General features: G+C 34.8%; 14 protein-coding genes and 2 pseudogenes. 7 read left to right on the forward strand and 9 right to left on the reverse strand.

Features of this window, described 5'->3' with window-relative positions; all coding sequences use genetic code 11:
* Window positions 1-82: 82 nt before the first annotated feature.
* Both tatC and gap read right to left on the reverse strand, forming a co-directional pair.
* On the reverse strand, window positions 83-844 hold the full coding sequence (gene tatC, locus ACE38O_RS02840) for a twin-arginine translocase subunit TatC (protein ID WP_374699018.1): 762 nt from the start codon (window positions 842-844) through the stop codon (window positions 83-85).
* Window positions 841-1827: a type I glyceraldehyde-3-phosphate dehydrogenase gene (gap, locus tag ACE38O_RS02845; RefSeq protein WP_374699019.1), complete on the reverse strand. Its 987-nt coding sequence runs from the start codon at window positions 1825-1827 to the stop codon at window positions 841-843. The genes tatC and gap overlap by 4 nt, the downstream gene beginning before the upstream one ends.
* Window positions 1828-2206: 379 nt before the next feature.
* Between gap and ACE38O_RS02850 the strand changes: the two genes are divergently transcribed.
* Both ACE38O_RS02850 and ACE38O_RS02855 read left to right on the forward strand, forming a co-directional pair.
* Window positions 2207-2530: a hypothetical protein gene (locus tag ACE38O_RS02850; RefSeq protein WP_374699020.1), complete on the forward strand. Its 324-nt coding sequence runs from the start codon at window positions 2207-2209 to the stop codon at window positions 2528-2530.
* Entirely contained in the window at window positions 2514-2747 is a 234-nt protein-coding gene (locus ACE38O_RS02855; RefSeq protein WP_374699021.1) for a hypothetical protein, read from the forward strand. Before ACE38O_RS02850 ends, ACE38O_RS02855 begins: the two co-directional genes overlap by 17 nt.
* 250 nt (window positions 2748-2997) lie before the next feature.
* On the opposite strand, the gene ACE38O_RS02860 is transcribed toward ACE38O_RS02855, so the two are convergent.
* Together ACE38O_RS02860 and ACE38O_RS02865 are read right to left on the reverse strand one after the other, a co-directional pair.
* Complete coding sequence (locus ACE38O_RS02860; protein ID WP_374699022.1) at window positions 2998-5307, reverse strand: phage tail tape measure protein; 2310 nt, start codon at window positions 5305-5307, stop codon at window positions 2998-3000.
* 115 nt (window positions 5308-5422) lie between these two features.
* Window positions 5423-5677, reverse strand: coding sequence for a phage tail assembly protein (locus tag ACE38O_RS02865; protein WP_374699023.1), 255 nt, complete (start codon window positions 5675-5677; stop codon window positions 5423-5425).
* 204 nt (window positions 5678-5881) lie between these two features.
* Between ACE38O_RS02865 and ACE38O_RS02870 the strand changes: the two are divergent.
* A pseudogene (locus ACE38O_RS02870) lies at window positions 5882-6970 on the forward strand (IS481 family transposase).
* Window positions 6971-6980: 10 nt separating this feature from the next.
* Here the strand turns inward: ACE38O_RS02870 and ACE38O_RS02875 are convergent.
* Window positions 6981-7247: a hypothetical protein gene (locus ACE38O_RS02875; protein ID WP_374699024.1), complete on the reverse strand. Its 267-nt coding sequence runs from the start codon at window positions 7245-7247 to the stop codon at window positions 6981-6983.
* Window positions 7248-7344: 97 nt separating this feature from the next.
* Entirely contained in the window at window positions 7345-8055 is a 711-nt protein-coding gene (gene ccmC, locus ACE38O_RS02880; protein WP_374699025.1) for a heme ABC transporter permease CcmC, read from the reverse strand.
* A gap of 150 nt (window positions 8056-8205) precedes the next feature.
* Between ccmC and ACE38O_RS02885 the strand changes: the two genes are divergently transcribed.
* The 3 genes from ACE38O_RS02885 (at window position 8206) to ACE38O_RS02895 (ending at window position 9586) form a co-directional block, all read left to right on the forward strand.
* Window positions 8206-9024: a pyruvate, water dikinase regulatory protein gene (locus tag ACE38O_RS02885; protein ID WP_374699026.1), complete on the forward strand. Its 819-nt coding sequence runs from the start codon at window positions 8206-8208 to the stop codon at window positions 9022-9024.
* Window positions 9025-9093: 69 nt separating this feature from the next.
* Entirely contained in the window at window positions 9094-9222 is a 129-nt protein-coding gene (gene ykgO / locus ACE38O_RS02890) for a type B 50S ribosomal protein L36 (RefSeq protein WP_006279631.1), read from the forward strand.
* 46 nt (window positions 9223-9268) lie between these two features.
* A complete protein-coding gene (locus ACE38O_RS02895; protein WP_341821413.1) occupies window positions 9269-9586 on the forward strand; it encodes an FtsB family cell division protein in 318 nt (105 codons plus the stop codon).
* 295 nt (window positions 9587-9881) lie between these two features.
* Here the strand turns inward: ACE38O_RS02895 and ACE38O_RS02900 are convergent, their stop codons facing one another.
* Window positions 9882-10811 (reverse strand): AEC family transporter, encoded by a 930-nt coding sequence (locus ACE38O_RS02900; RefSeq protein ID WP_374699027.1) that lies wholly within the window; start codon window positions 10809-10811, stop codon window positions 9882-9884.
* Window positions 10812-11090: 279 nt separating this feature from the next.
* A pseudogene (locus ACE38O_RS02905) lies at window positions 11091-12179 on the reverse strand (IS481 family transposase).
* Window positions 12180-12522: 343 nt separating this feature from the next.
* Between ACE38O_RS02905 and ACE38O_RS02910 the strand changes: the two are divergent.
* The gene (locus tag ACE38O_RS02910; protein ID WP_374699028.1) at window positions 12523-15048 is read left to right on the forward strand and encodes an ankyrin repeat domain-containing protein; all 2526 of its coding nucleotides are present in this window, start codon (window positions 12523-12525) and stop codon (window positions 15046-15048) included.
* Here the strand turns inward: ACE38O_RS02910 and sdhA are convergent.
* On the reverse strand, window positions 15020-16825 hold the full coding sequence (gene sdhA / locus ACE38O_RS02915; RefSeq protein WP_374699029.1) for a succinate dehydrogenase flavoprotein subunit: 1806 nt from the start codon (window positions 16823-16825) through the stop codon (window positions 15020-15022). The genes ACE38O_RS02910 and sdhA overlap by 29 nt on opposite strands.
* Window positions 16826-16947 lie beyond the last annotated feature (122 nt).

The following is a 16947-nucleotide window of genomic DNA, read 5'->3' on the forward strand; positions in this document are numbered from 1 at the left end:
AACAAGATACTACGAGTCACAAACACTCAAACAAGAAAAAGGTGCTCGTGCTCGAAAAAGAACGTTACAAATACATATTTATTCAAACCTTTGTCTTCTTTTTTTCAATATACCTACATATCAAAATGGACAATTCATATAGAATCAGCATTGGTATTGCAAGCCCTACTTGGCTTAATACATCAGGTGGAGTTAAGATTGCAGCGATAATAAAAATTACCACTATCGCGATTCTGCGTTTATTTGACAAACTTTGTGTAGTGAGTAACCCTACTCTCACCATCAATGTGAGTATAACTGGAATTTGAAATGCGGCACCAAATGCAAACATAAATTGGAGAACGAGGTCTAAATATTCGCTAACTGATGGCATAAACTCTATCGGTATATCGAAGGATTTACCACTGTGTTCGAAGTTGATAAAAAACTTCCAGGCTAAAGGAAATATATAGTAATAGACTACAGTAGCTCCCGTTACAAATAAAACCGGTGTTGCAATTAAGTATGGCAACAACACTGCCCTTTCACTTTTATATAACCCAGGTGCTAAGAACATATAGAATTGCCATGCAAACACAGGAAAAGAGAGCAAAAGTGCACTTATCATTGCAACTCTAAGATACACAAAAAATGCCTCTGTTAAGTCTGTGTAAATTAAAGAAAAACCTTCGCTATCTTTTGTTGCTTCTATTAAAGGTGCAAGTAAAAAACGGTATATATTTTCCTTAAAGTAGTAACAAAAACCAAAAGCAACGCAAAAAAATAGAAAGCAAAAGATAACTCTTTTTCTGAGTTCCGCAAAGTGCTCACAAAATGAAGCATATTTGTTTGGGTTTCCATTCATACTTTACTATGGCTCAATAACGCTATGTCTAACATTCTCAGCGAAAAAGCCCACTCATTGTCATACCACGCTGCAACTCTACAGATGTCGCCTGTAACATATGTACCAGTTGAATCCACAATTGCGCTATAAGGGTTATGCACAAAGTCTATTGAAACTAAAGGTTCCGTGCATACAGAAAGCACATTGCTTGCTGCATCCTTAAACATTTCATTTATTTCTTTAACGGTCGCTTTCTTATCAGTCGTAAATTTAAAATCAACCATAGAAACATTGCTAACTGGAACTCTGACGGCAGTGCCATCTAGCTTTCCCTTTAATTCAGGAATTATAGAACCAATTGTTTTTGCTGCCCCGGTTGTAGTTGGCACCATAGATAATCCGCAAGCTCTTGCTCTACGCAAATCTTTATGATTACCATCAAGAACATTTTGATCATTCGTATAGGCGTGTATAGTAGTCATAAAGCCACTTTTTATACCTAGATTAGAGTGTAGGACTTTCACAATCGGAGCAAGGCAATTTGTAGTGCAAGAACCTGCTGATATTACTTTATGCTCTTTTTTGAGCATATCATTATTCACACCATAAACTATAGTTACATCAGCATCTGGAACTGGAGCAGAAACAATCACTTTCTCTGCATTGTGCCTTATTGCTTCTTTACGCTTGTTAAATGCACCAGTACATTCAAGTATTACATCAACATTCCAAGGAATACTTTCAGGGCTCCGCTTTCTATATAAAGAAAATTTTCTGCCATTTATAGATAGCCAATTTTGAGACTCATTAAAGTCAATATCACCACTGAATTTGCCATGAACAGAATCATATTTAATCAAGTGTGCATGCTGCTCAGCACTGAGCGATCCATTTACAGCCACGACTTCTATTTGTTTGCTATATTTTTCTATTTCGAAAATAGCACGCAATACGCCTCTGCCTATTCTACCCAGACCATTAATTCCTACACGAATCGTCATCTCTTCATTCAAAAAATTTAATTATAGAGGATATCACTTGATATTTCATTCTATTCTTTTGCTTTTCTATCGATATGAACATTATAGCAAGGAGACAGGGCTAAAAAATTGCTTTACAAACTCCGCCAGCCCCCTTATCATGATAACTATTACAATGATACAAAAAATAATACCATAGAATTCAATAGGATAATCCCTAGAAAGTTTCTAAGCCTAAAAAGAGGAAGAAAGAGAAATGCCGCTTGAATAGCCTAATGCAGAGGATGTTTTAGACAGCGACACACAGTTGATTGAAAAAAATACAAAATTTATGGAATAGACAACTGCGCTATTTTAACTACTACAACTTAATTAACAAATTTTAATACCAGGAGAAACTATGATAACACCAAAAAAAATAGGAAAAGCTATTGCTAAAAAATTCAAAAATTGGAGAGGCACCACTGCTCCAAAAGAAACTGCTATAAAAGAACCAAGCGCTTCCAGCAGTAAGGACTTTTTAAAAGAATCCGAAGAAAATATTCTTATCGTCGAAACGGCTACGGAACAGCAAACCCTTTACCCTGTCGTTACAACAGAAATCGCTATCAACACCACTACATCTGAATCATGTGACAATAGTAATATAACAACAATAGAAGATCAAAATACTCCTATAGCTGATAATGTTGAAGCCGTAGAAATTGTTGCCCAGGACCTTTAATGACCCTTCTCCTGTTGAACCATATGATGCTGCAGGCAAAGGAGAAAATCAGCCAACAAAGACAACGCATCAAAAACAAGCAATCCTGGCTGGTATTACTGGTATAGCATTGTTAATATGTAGTATTGAGTTTTATGCCTTGAAAATCCATGTCACAGTAGCAGCAGTAGTGGAAGTAATTGGATTAGCATGTATAGATATCAACTATGTTTTTTAAAAATTTTTTATTGTGCAATTTTGCAACTTCATATGGGCAATAAAAACCCGTTTGTCATAGAAATAGAATTTATATCAAACAGCTACTATTAAATTATTGAGATAAATAACCCCTTCTATATCTATATTTTCTGCCCCTTGACCAATATTCTGTAGCAATGGTTTGCCAATACATTCTACCACACTCCAACGCTTCTCCTTGCTGTACTTTAAACTCGTTGGGGAAATTTTATATGGACCAAGGGATAGCATCAGTAAATGGGATCTACCGTATCGAACATAACATCACGTGATTTTTCTCTTATTCTTTTTATTACTGTATCAGCAAGACTACGAACATCTTGGTTAGGTTCTGCTTTTATACTTATATTAAATGTGAAAGTTTGATTGAAAATTTTTGATTCTTTTTGTTTACACTTGCATTTTTCACAGTCTTTTAAAACTTTCTCTAAGTCATCTGCTACAGAACTTTTTTCCTCAACAACGCTACCAATTTTAGTATTTCCAATAATACTCTTTCCGCTTTCAGAAATTTCCTTATTACTTAATAAAGGGTTTTCGTTACTCAAAACATTACTTTCAGCAACTACCTTGCCAATTTTTGTTTCTAATGGTGTTTCAAATGCTTTTAGCGGACTATCATTAAACAATTTTCCTATACCAATCCAATTGAAAAATTCTCCTATAGGTTTTACAATTGATTTCCAGATGCTAGAAAAAAAGTCCTTTACCTTTTGCCAATTAGCGATTACAAGCGCTGCACCAACTGATAGTCCAGCAACAACAGCTCCTATAGGATTAGTTAGCGTTAAAGCCTTCAGTCCCATAATTACTGCTGGAATTAACCGTGCTGATAATGAAGTTAATACTGGCAAAAGTGTTCCATGCAAAATAGCCTTAAAAGTTAGTATTCCACCTCCAACTAATGCAAATGCATAACCAAAACCTACTACTGCAATCTTACCAATAATAAGAGCTGAAATTATACTCATTATTCCTGTAGTGATAACTGGAAACTTTTCTGCAAACCGAGCTATGGGGTTAGTTATCTCTCTTAAAAGACTACTTATCCACTTTAGAGGAGGTAGCATTACTGAGCCCAGGTTCATTCCTACTTCTGCTATTGCATTCCTCAGTAGTCGTAAATTATTTGCTGTAGTTGCTGCACGATTGTTAAACTCTTCTTGCATAGACTGTTTAAATTCTTCCTCATCAGCTAAATTATTTATGGCATCTTTATAATTCTTTAAGCTTCCAACTAGTAATGCAATATCATCTTGATATTCTTGACCAAACAGATCGAGAAGGATTTGCGAACGTTCCTGTTTATCTACCTTCTCCAGAGCTTCAAAAAAGTAAAGTAGTGCATCTTGGCCATTTCTGCTAACCCTTTGTGTCATCTCTTCTGCAGTTATTCCCATGTCTTCCAATGCTGCTTTAAACTTTTTCCCCTGTCCTTCAGCGGTCTGGAGTTTACTAAGTAGAGCATTTATTGCAGTAGCAGCTTTTGCCGGTTGTTTGCCTAAACTAATAAAGGCATTTACTAAACTACTTGTTTTTTTGATATCAAGGCCAAACTGTTTTGCAGTACCACCAACTATAGCAAGCGCTTGGACCATATCCTTTGCTTTAGCAGCACTATTATCTGAAAGGTGATTGATAATATTATCTACCCTTTCCATGCCTGCTACTTCAATTCCATAAACGTTGGCAAGTTTAGCTATGGAATCACCTGCTTCTTCTGCAGACATATCGAATGCTGTAGACATTTTAGCTACTGTTTCTGTGAATGAAAGCAGTTTCTCTTTTTTAATACCAAGTTGTCCACCACTTGCAGCTATTTGTGCTAACTCAGCAGCCGATAGTGGTATCGTACGGGATAATTCCTTTAATGTCTGACCAAATTCCATGGCTCCTTGGTTATGAGCTGCATCATCCTCAGCAAATCTCACTACTTTTTTAACATCAGCCATGGCAGATTCAAAGTCAATCGCAACTTTAATTGGAGCTGCAAGTGAAAGCCCTAGCCCTATAGTCTCCATTACTTGTGATTTATAATGTGCTTTTCTTGCTAAAGCATTTTGCTGTTTTTGTATTACAGATCCTAGTTTACTGTATTTCCCTTTTAGTGCTTCAATAGATGAACCAAGTTTAGTTTGATCTCTCACTAAGGATTTAATATCCTTTCCACTTTTCCTTACTTCTTCATTTAATGTGTGAAGTGCATCTCTCTTTTTAATATAAGCCTCTTTTGCCTTTGATGCCGATGCTTTCAATTTTTCAAATTCATTTTTCAGTGCTTTGCTTGGTTCTTTTTTTTCTTTCTTCTCTTTAGCAATTGCTGTAGCTGATTCTTTCGCTTTCTTCTCCGCTTCCTTCCAATTCTTCATGGCTTCAAGGGCATCATGATTTAATTGCTTAAATTTGGAGACTGATTTCATTGACGAATCAAGCTGCCTTATACTATCACCCAGCTTAGAAAGCTTAGCTGTACTACCTATCATTGCGCTATTAAAGCTACCATCCAATGCAGCACCTATCTTTATTGAAAGCATTGACATTTATTTATTACTCCTTCACTTACTTCTAACCATTTTAGAAATTCTTTTATACCCATATTAATAATCTGCTCAATTCCACTTCCTGTTATTGAACTAAGCTTTAAAACATTGAATCTTAAGTCCTCTGTTCTAAAGGCGACAAAAAATCTTTGAGTACCTTTTGTATTTTTACATAATCTTTGATAAGTAATTTCTCTATTGCCTCCCTTGGCATAGATGTCAGGTTAGCAGCTAAAGCTACTTCTTTTCTCGCTTCACCTTCTACACATTCAATAGCCAGCAGATCTCCCACTGTAGGCTCACGCATAGGTAATTCTGAAACAGAAATACCATCAACTGTTATTGGATTATCAAGTTTTACTGTTGTCATGTTTCTCCCTAAAAGTTAATTAAATAAAAGTCTTCGTGGCTTTTACATAACTAATTTTTTTATTATGATTATGGTGCTATAAATAGGATTAGCTTTGATAAGAATCTTTTCTGTGTTCTATGGAGGTAATATGTATTAAATAGGACTTGATCTGACACTTAAAATAAGTAAGTTATAAAATAATAAAAGAAAGGAGTGTTAGAAATGAGTACAATACAAACAAAAATACTAAAACCAAAGCTAGGGTTATTAGAGCTAGCAAAACAACTAGGAAATGTATCTCAAGCATGCAAAGTGATGGGATACTCAAGAGATACATTTTATCGGTTTAAGGAGTTATATGAAAATGGAGGAGAGGAAGCATTACATGAAATAAGTAAGAAAAAACCGCTATTAGCGAACAGAGTTTCCGACGATATAGAAAGAGCAGTGATTGGTATAGCAACAGAATTTCCAGCATATGGGCAAGAAAGAGCTGCAAATGAACTGAGAAAAAGAGGTATAATAATTTCTCAGGGAGGAGTAAGGTCTGTATGGCTAAGAAATGACCTTGAAACTCTCAAAAAGAGACTTAAAGCGCTAGAGACAAAAGTAGCTTAAGAAGGAATCATTTTAACTGAAGAACAACTTACAGCTTTAGAAAAAGTTAAAGAACAAAGGGAAGCTCATGGTGAAATTGAGACACAACATCCAGGTTATTTGGGTTCTCAAGATACCTATTATGTGGGCAATATCAAAGGTATAGGGCTAATTTATCAGCAGACTTTTGTTGATACTTATTCGAGAGTTGCAATGGTTAAACTTTACACGGACAGAACAGCTATTACAGCTGCAGACCTCCTCAACGATAGAGTTATTCCATTTTTTGATGAGCAGAAAATTCCATTATTACGCATTCTAACTGATAGGGGTACAGAGTATTGTGGCAAGCCAGAAAATCACGCTTATCAGTTATATTTGGGAATCGAAAATATCGATCATTCTAGAACCAAAGCCAACTCTCCACAAACCAATGGCATATGTGAAAGATTTCATAGAACCATGCAAGATGAGTGTTACAATATTATCTTTAGAAAGAAAATCTACAATTCTTTGGAAGATCTACAGATTGATGTTGATTATTGGTTGCGTTCTTATAATGAGACAAGGCCTCACTCGGGTAAGTATTGCTATGGCAAAACACCTATGCAAACGTTTTTTGATAGTAAATATATTGCTTTTCAGAAAAACATTAGTAGCATTAAACAAGAGCCTGATATTAGTTTTGACTACCTCAATTCTTCTGTCAGTTAATTCTTGTCTGTCACATTAAATCTTGTCTTTTACAAATTATCTGTGGAATCACATGAACATTTACTTTAAAGATACTGGTAGGCTCCTTGAATATTTTAGAGTTCATGGTTGCAACGGTTGCTATTTTACAATGCACCTCATCGTAAAAACTACGTGCCGTTGCATCATATGTTTCAAGAACGTTGGTAAAATGTTCAAGTTGATCTCGATTCAATACCTGATTTATTCTAGTTAATTGGTCATTGCTGCTTTTAAAATTAGTTAGATCACATAACATAGCACGTTCTTCAGTTTCAGCAGGCAAGTATTTAAAGTGACCAAAGATATTTTGCCTAATTTTCCTAGCATATTTACCTGTATACTTACAAAGCTACCTAATACCGCATACTGATTTCTCTCTTTATTTTGTACAAATTAATTAAGTGAAGTGAGTATAGTATCCATACTACTAAAAAAAATGTGGCACAAAACATAAACATTGCAACCAGTGGCAACAGCAAAGAACTTTCTATTGCTACTCCACCTTTTCTTAGAATACTTGCTGGCTGGTGGAGAGTAGACCATAAATTTACGGAAAATTTTACTATAGGAATATTTATAGCACTAAAAATGGCAAATACTGCTGCTGATTTTTCTGCCCTCGCTTCATTATCAAAAGCGCTCCACAATGAAAGGTAGCCAACATATAGGAAAAATAAAATTAGCATTGAAGTAAGCCTTGCATCCCATACCCACCAAGTGCCCCAGGTTCCTTTTCCCCAGATGCTACCTGTGATTAAGCATATTGCAGAAAAGACTGTCCCTGCAGGAGCAGCAGCATGTGCCAAGACACTAGCAATGCTATTGTTCCACACCAATGAAATGAAACTAAGTGATGCAATTAATCCATATATTCCAAGAGCAAGCCATGCAGAAGGCACATGAATGTACATAATTCGTACAATTTCTCCTTGTTTATAATCTTCTGGGGAGAAGAATAACGCTAAAAACATTCCAATTAAAAAACATGCGAAACAAATAATCCCAATCCAAGGTAGTGCTTTTTTAGAAAAAGAAGTGAAATTTGTAGGCTTTAATAAAAACATTCATTTTGAGAATAATTGTGTTAAGAATTTACCAATTAGTTTGAGTTTTATCAACAGGATAGTTTTTCTGCATTGACATAGATTAACAAATTAGCACAATTTTAGTAGCCGATTGCTTGCTATTATTTTTAGTATAACACTATATAAAACATGACCCTTAAAAAGCTTAATTTACACTTAGTATCAGATTCAAGTGGTGAAACTGTTATATCAGTTGCAAAATCAGCTCTGAAACACTTTCGTTCTGTAGAAACAATCGAATATGTTTGGTCTTTTGTGAAAGGAGAAGAGCAGGTTGACAAAATTTTGGAGGAAATTAATAAGAAAAGTGATGAGCATAACTTTGTTATATGCACTATTACTGATGATGAGCTAAGAAAATATCTAAAAGATAACTGTATAAAGTTGAAAATTCCCTATAGAGCAATATTATCACATATTATTAGAGAAATTTCGTCCTATCTTGAAATTGAAAAAGACGAAAAGCTTGACTTGCATACTGAGATAAATAACGAATATTTCCAGCGCATTGAGGCAATAAACTACACTATTAATCATGATGATGGACAAAGTATTCAAGATATTAATAAAGCAGATATAATTTTGGTTGGAGTTTCACGTACATCAAAATCTCCCACCAGTACGTATTTAGCTTATCGAGGCTATAAGGTTGCAAATATTCCTTTTGTTAGTGGAGTACCCTTTTATGTCGACTTGGCAAAATTAAAAAATAAACTAACGATAGGGGTAACAATAGACGTAAGTAGGCTAATAGAAATACGCAAAAATAGACTTACTTCAATTAACAACGAAGATAATAATATATATGCTAACCATGAGAAAGTAGAAAAGGAAATTAAAGAAGCAGAGGAACTATTTAAGCAGAATAACTGGCCAATTATTGATGTTACGCAAAAGTCAATCGAAGAAGTATCAGCAACAATTATACAGTATTTTAATAAAATGTGAAAAATTTATCAATTGACTAACTCTCTGTAAGTGATCATAATGTAAGGTAATTTAATTCTTACTATAGATATGAAAGTCAAAGGGTCGCTAAAATCTCATCGTAACAGAGATAAAAATTGTAAAGTTGTGAAAAGGGGTGGTAAGATTTACATTATAAATAAGGTAAAGCCAAGGTGTAAAGCGCGTCAAGGTTCTTAGCTTTTTGTTCACTTTTTCATGTTATGTATTTCTTGTATGTGAAAGTATGGTGCTTATATCTAAAAAGAAGCAAAAGTTACTGTGTTTAAGCGCAGCCTTATTCATTTCTTCTCTTACATTATATTTTAGCATTAGCACAATTACAGGTAAACGTGGCTTACTGACGTTAATCGACTTAAAAAAAGAGATTGAGTACAATAAGCTTTTGCTAAAGGATGTCTCTTCTGAAAAGGAAAAGTTGGACAATAAAGTATTTGGCTTATATGAAAAAAGCTTAGATTTAGATCTGCTTGATGAGCAAGCAAAAAATGCTTTAGGTTATGTGAACCCTAATGAACTTATGGTTGTTCTTGACGTGGAATAGCAGTAGACTTCTTGCGTTACCTCCTGTCATTCAAGCCCCTTTCTTGTCATCCCAGTGCCCCTATGGTGTCATTCCAGTGCTTGACACTGGAATGACACCATTATAGAGTGAACCAGTGTCAGCTACTTTCATGACACCATTCTTTTTTCTGGATTCTAGTGCCAGTTACTTTCATGACACCATCATAAAGTGAAACTAGATTCCAGCGTCACGCGCTGGAATGACAAAAAAGAGTAGGTTTTTTATGTGATTATGCAAGAAGCTAGTGTAAATTTAAGTTTTATCTACCGCTTGATCAAAAAAGAATAAGTTTAGTAAAAAATAATGATATTATTAGTGGAACATAAAATAGTCCCACTGCAGTACTAATTAGAAGCAACAGAGTAGCTTTATCTGGTTGATAATTCAAAATATTAGCAAGTATTATACTGGACCCAGAAACTGGAATAATAGCCAGCAACATCAGTGCTTTATATATACTCTCGTCGTATACACCTATAACATGTTTGTCTAGAAGGACAATTCCTAAAACAAACAGTGGCCAGAATACGTACTTTGCTGTAATAGTGATCAAAGCAAGCTTCCAATCTACTTTAAAGCTTGTAATATTTGCAATGCTCACTCCAAGTAGCATCATCCCTAATGTGACAAATGTACTTCTAATATTCATCATAACATCTGTTAAAAAAGTAGGTATTTGTATATCATATATACTTAAAAAGAAGCCCAGAACCATCGCATAAAGCGAAGGAAGTTTGAACAACTTTAATATGCATTCTTTTGCGGTATAAATACCATTTGCAGCTATGTAAAATCCTAAGCTATTTTCAAACAACGCCATTCCTATATAACAAACAACATATACAGATACTGAATCTTCATCAAACAAAGCCATGGCAATCGGCAGGCCAAAATAACCCATACTTGTGCTGCCCGAGCTAAACGCTAATATGTTTCTCGTGTTATCCTTAAATAAAAAAGAAGAAAGATAATACACTGATAAGGACATAGTGCTACCTATAAACCATATCAAAATCGGCAGAGAAATTACTTTTAAATTAACTTCTGTATGAGAGATTCCATATAAAATCACTATTGGATTAGCTATATAAAAGAGTATTTGAGATATAGTGTTTCTGTCAATTTTAAGACATTTTCCTGCTAAACAACCAATAAATATTGTAATATAAATAGGTAATACTTTTAGGAAAAGAGTAAGGAACATACTAGCCTATTGTGATACTTTTGACTGATAAAGTGATATTAGATCTTAAGGTATTATAAAAGTAAACAAAATTTATTTTCCAATTTATCCAGCTCATAGTTAATTAAAAAAGATTCACTTAGTGCCAAAATTTGTTTTTACATAGGACTTAAGAATGACATTTTTATGATAAAATTATGTTAAATTTCTATAAAGCTTCTTGCATATTTTTAAACAATGACAGATTTACTAAAAATAAAACTGCTTGTAAAAGACAAGATTTAATGTGACAGACAAGAATTAACTGACAGAAGAATTGAGGTAGTCAAAACTAATATCAGGCTCTTGTTTAATGCTACTAATGTTTTTCTGAAAAGCAATATATTTACTATCAAAAAACGTTTGCATAGGTGTTTTGCCATAGCAATACTTACCCGAGTGAGGCCTTGTCTCATTATAAGAACGCAACCAATAATCAACATCGATCTGTAGATCTTCCAAAGAATTGTAGATTTTCTTTCTAAAGATAATATTGTAACACTCATCTTGCATGGTTCTATGAAATCTTTCACATATGCCATTGGTTTGTGGAGAGTTGGCTTTGGTTCTAGAATGATCGATATTTTCGATTCCCAAATATAACTGATAAGCGTGATTTTCTGGCTTGCCACAATACTCTGTACCCCTATCAGTTAGAATGCGTAATAATGGAATTTTCTGCTCATCAAAAAATGGAATAACTCTATCGTTGAGGAGGTCTGCAGCTGTAATAGCTGTTCTGTCCGTGTAAAGTTTAACCATTGCAACTCTCGAATAAGTATCAACAAAAGTCTGCTGATAAATTAGCCCTATACCTTTGATATTGCCCACATAATAGGTATCTTGAGAACCCAAATAACCTGGATGTTGTGTCTCAATTTCACCATGAGCTTCCCTTTGTTCTTTAACTTTTTCTAAAGCTGTAAGTTGTTCTTCAGTTAAAATGATTCCTTCTTAAGCTACTTTTGTCTCTAGCGCTTTAAGTCTCTTTTTGAGAGTTTCAAGGTCATTTCTTAGCCATACAGACCTTACTCCTCCCTGAGAAATTATTATACCTCTTTTTCTCAGTTCATTTGCAGCTCTTTCTTGCCCATATGCTGGAAATTCTGTTGCTATACCAATCACTGCTCTTTCTATATCGTCGGAAACTCTGTTCGCTAATAGCGGTTTTTTCTTACTTATTTCATGTAATGCTTCCTCTCCTCCATTTTCATATAACTCCTTAAACCGATAAAATGTATCTCTTGAGTATCCCATCACTTTGCATGCTTGAGATACATTTCCTAGTTGTTTTGCTAGCTCTAATAACCCTAGCTTTGGTTTTAGTATTTTTGTTTGTATTGTACTCATTTCTAACACTCCTTTCTTTTATTATTTTATAACTTACTTATTTTAAGTGTCAGATCAAGTCCTATTTAATACAGTTTAGCTATATTTTAGCCAGTAGCACGTTTTACAGTTACTCACTTTAGCTATATTTATTATTTTTTAAGATTAAATGGTTAAAATAGTAGACAACTGTTCAAGTGAGGATTTGACTATGATAACAGATTTTCTAATAGAAACTAGTTTTCTGCCTTTCCACCTATATTTTGATCACATATACAACGTTTAGCTCAATTTAAAAGTCAAACTTCTTGATTGTTAGTTTAGTGCTGACAACTTAAATAGCTTTTAATATTGGGGTTTTAGTATGGGTATAGATCTAAGCGCACTAGCTACTAATGCAGATAAATTAGACGAATGCATAGATAAAAATAAAAAGCGAGAGCAGGATAGAAAAGACGAGCAATTGTATGGCACTATAGAGAGAAAGGTAAAAAAAGAAAAACACAAGCGTGAAAAACCAAGAGGTCAAGATGGAACCCTCAAGAAGTGCAAAAGGTTATTTGAGGAAGGTGCTAGCTCTGAAGTATTAACTAAATTAGAAGAATCACTTAGAGAACAAGAAAAATATTATAGGTATTATGTCCAATGCTTTCTTCCGGTATTGAATAGAAAAATATCGAAAGAACTAGACCCTATAAAAAAAGAGGAAATAGGACAAGTAATTTCAGAAATTACTTATAATAGCAGATATTGTTTTACCCACAACCAAAATGATCGTAGGGACAGTGGAACAGAGAGTGGCTACGGTAGCGATGTTGAAAACGATCATAAAGTAACGCATAATAATGTTCAATTATTAAAAGCAATCGAAAATGGAAATAACAGGAAATTTAAAAAATATCTCAAAGATTGCACGGATATTAGCAGCATAAAAGATGAAAAAGGAAATAATATTTTACACCTCATTGCGTCGTTGGAAAAGAAACAGAAGTGCAAGTTTCTGGGTATCCTAATAAAAACGGTCACCGAGGAAGATTTAGCACAACTCATTAATAGTGAAAATCAGGACGCTCTTCAGGTGGCACTAATTAACAAGATAACAAAAGAAAAACATGAGTCTCATACAATTCAAAGTAACGATAACACACTTAAGTTTCTTACAAAATTGTTAGAGCATGGAGCCAGCTCTGATAATTTAGGATTATCTACAAAAGAATTACAAAACTTAAAAGAAGAGCAAAAGACATACTACCGTAATTTCTTAGAAAAATTAGCAGAGCAAGGAAAGAAATCTAAATTAAAGCCAGAAATAAAAATCAATACAGAAGCAAAAATTAAAGAAATTATACCACGTACCATAAATACTCCAGATAGTAATGATAATTATCAATTACATTTAGCAATTAAAGATAATGATAAAGAACGCTTTGAAGAGTTATTGCAAAAAGGGGCAGATATTAGCCTTAAAGACACAGATGGTAATAATGCTTTACACTTGATTGTTAAACCTGAAACAAAACAAAAACTTAAACTTCTCAATATATTGCTAGAAGCAAGCCAAAAAGAACAATTTATAAAAGCTGTAAATGATAAAAAAGAAGGGCAAACACCGCTCCATCTGGTACTTCAGCGCATACAAGAAAAGAGTAAAGAACCTTCATTGAAACATAAAATAAAAAAAGAATTTAAGGATACTGGCAGGTATAAAGCCTTAGAGTTATTTCTACAAAATGGTGCAGATATTACTGTGCAAGATAAAGATGAAGAAAATGCTCTGCACTATATTGCTTCATTCAAAGGAGAACAAAAAGTTGCATGTTTGAAGTTGATTTCAGATAAAGATGGATTTAGTAATGCTGTAAATACTACTAACAAGGAAGAACAAACACCTCTTCATCAGTTGCTTCAGCATATAAAAGAAAAGAATGAGGATCGATCATGTACAGATAGAAAATTTGAAAAAACAAATAGATATAAAGCCTTAGAGTTATTTCTACAAAATGGTGCAGATATTACTGTGCAAGATAAAGATGAAAAAAATGCTCTGCACTATATTGCTTCATTCAAAGGAGAACAAAAAGTTACATGTTTAGAGTTGATTTTAAATTCGGTGGAAAAAGAGAAATTTAGTAAAGCTGCAAACGCCACTAACGAAAAAGAACGCACACCACTACAAGTAGCGCTAATTACTAAGACGACAAAAGATAAACATAATTTGGTCAATCCTAAGAGCCGTGATAACACGATCAAGTTCTGTGTAAAATTAGTGCAAAATGGTGTTGACCCAAAGCAGTTAATACTACCCGAAAGATTATGGAGCAAAGAGTATTATAAAATTATAAAAGGAATAGAGAAATCAATGGGTAGAGCGCTTATTCCAGATGATATGAGAACTGAACTGAAGTGCAATTTTGGCAAGAAGTTAAAAGCACACGATATTGTGAAGTATGTCAATAATGTTGTTTGTAAAGTAGTGACAACGCTTGTATTTACTGCTTTAGCCTGTGCGGTAATATTCAGCGCTTCTCAAGGAAGTATTACAATTGCAACTGCCTCATCTATTATAGCAGTTATTGGAGTTTGTTATCTTATTTACTTGAATTTAGAAAATATTTATGAAGGATTTGGAAAAATTAAAGGAAAGTTTACTGAAGAAAAGCAACTTACACTTCAAGATAACGCACCAAAAAATGATACACAATGCAATAACTCTGTTAAGGATATAGAAAATAAGTCCAACGATTTAGAAGAGCAAGAGGTGCAAAAATCATCAAGTCAATCAGAATATACAGAAAACCCAGCTACTAAAATGAGCGATGTATCAATACTACGTCAATTCATGAATAAGCTAGATGGGCTGACTAATAAATCCTCTTCTCTGGCGCTATGAAATCAATCTCACCGCTCAGAGTTTTTTCAGCCACTTTTTTATAATCAATTTTTACGTTAATTTGACCTTTCTTTTCTTCAAGCCACGCTATGGTGTGTTTCATCCAGTTTTTATCATCACGCTCAGGAAAATCTTCACGAGCATGAGCACCTCTACTCTCCTCTCGATTGGCTGCGCATTCCATGGTAATAACTGCTTGTGGGATCATGTTAGCAAGCTCCAGTGCTTCAACTAAATCACTGTTCCATATCATACTGCGATCCTCAAGTGAAATATCAGGCATCATTTTTGCTACCTTTTTTATAGCTTTTTTACCTTCTTCTAAAACTTCAGCAACACGGAACACTGATGCGTACTTTTGCATAGTGTTCTGCATTTCGCTGCGTATTTTTGCTACTTTTAGCCCACCAGAAGCAAATCGCATTTTATTAAATCTATCTACTATCCAATCTGTGCAACCTGAGCTCAATTTTTTATGCGGTGTACCGGATTTTAGTTTCTCTTTTGCTCTGAGCGCTGCAGCTCTACCAAAAACCACAAGATCAAGAAGCGAGTTAGAACCAAGTCGATTTGCACCGTGCACAGAGACACATGCAGCTTCTCCAATTGCAAATAGTCCATCTACCACTTCTTCCTTACCTTGCTTCAGCGTGATCACTTCTCCATGATAATTGGTTGGAATGCCGCCCATGTTATAGTGAACAGTTGGAATGACCGGTATTGGATCTTTAGTGACATCAATTCCAGCAAAAGTTCTTGCGGTTTCGCTGATGCCCGGCAATCTGAGTTTTATTACTTCCGGATCAAGATGCGCTATAGTTAAATACATGTGATCTTTTTTCGGTCCAACTCCCCTTCCCTCTCTAATTTCAATTGTTATTGCACGACTTACCACATCACGGGAAGCTAAATCTTTTGCTTTTGGTGCGTAACGTTCCATAAACTTTTCGCCCTGAGAATTAATGAGGTACCCCCCTTCTCCACGGCACCCTTCTGTCATCAAGCACCCTGAGCCATATATTCCTGTTGGATGAAATTGTACAAATTCCATATCTTCAAGTGGTAACCCAGCTCTCACCACCATGCCATTACCATCACCTGTGCAGGTATGCGCACTTGTTGCAGAGAAATAAACACGTCCATATCCACCTGTTGCTAGCACCACCGAATGTGCGCGAAATTTATGTAATGTACCATCGCATAGCGACCAAGCAAGAACTCCGCAGCATGCTCCGGTTTCGCTATCCATAATTAAATCAATCACAAAGTATTCAACAAAAAATTCAGCGTTGAATTTAAGACACTGCTGATATAGAGTGTGAAGGATTGCGTGCCCAGTCTTGTCTGCCGCTGCACAAGTGCGTTGAGCTGATTTTCCTTTACCAAAGTGAGTTGTCATTCCACCAAAAGAGCGCTGGTATATTTTGCCATCTTCTGTACGAGAAAAAGGTACGCCAAAATTTTCAAGTTCAATAACAGCTTTAGCAGCGTTTTTACACATATATTCTATTGCATCTTGATCACCAAGCCAGTCTGAACCTTTTATTGTGTCATATGCATGCCAGCGCCAATCGTCTTCACCAATATTACCTAAAGCTGCACTAATTCCGCCTTGTGCTGCAACTGTATGACTTCGTGTAGGAAAAATTTTAGAAATGCAGGCAACTGAAAAATTAGTTGCAGCCATCCCAAGCGTTGCTCTGAGCCCTGCTCCACCTGCACCCACTACTACCACATCATACTCATGTTCTATGATCTCATACGCTGACTTATCCATATTTGCTTATTTTATCATTACAGGCTTATGATATCACAGAAGTAGAAAAAATCTATACAAGTTTTCTATAGCTAATACCAATTCTCATTATTAGTGAACCACTTTTTCATCCAATAATTTTG

It is taken from the genome of Wolbachia endosymbiont (group B) of Limnophora tigrina (assembly GCF_964263235.1).
Taxonomy (GTDB): domain Bacteria; phylum Pseudomonadota; class Alphaproteobacteria; order Rickettsiales; family Anaplasmataceae; genus Wolbachia.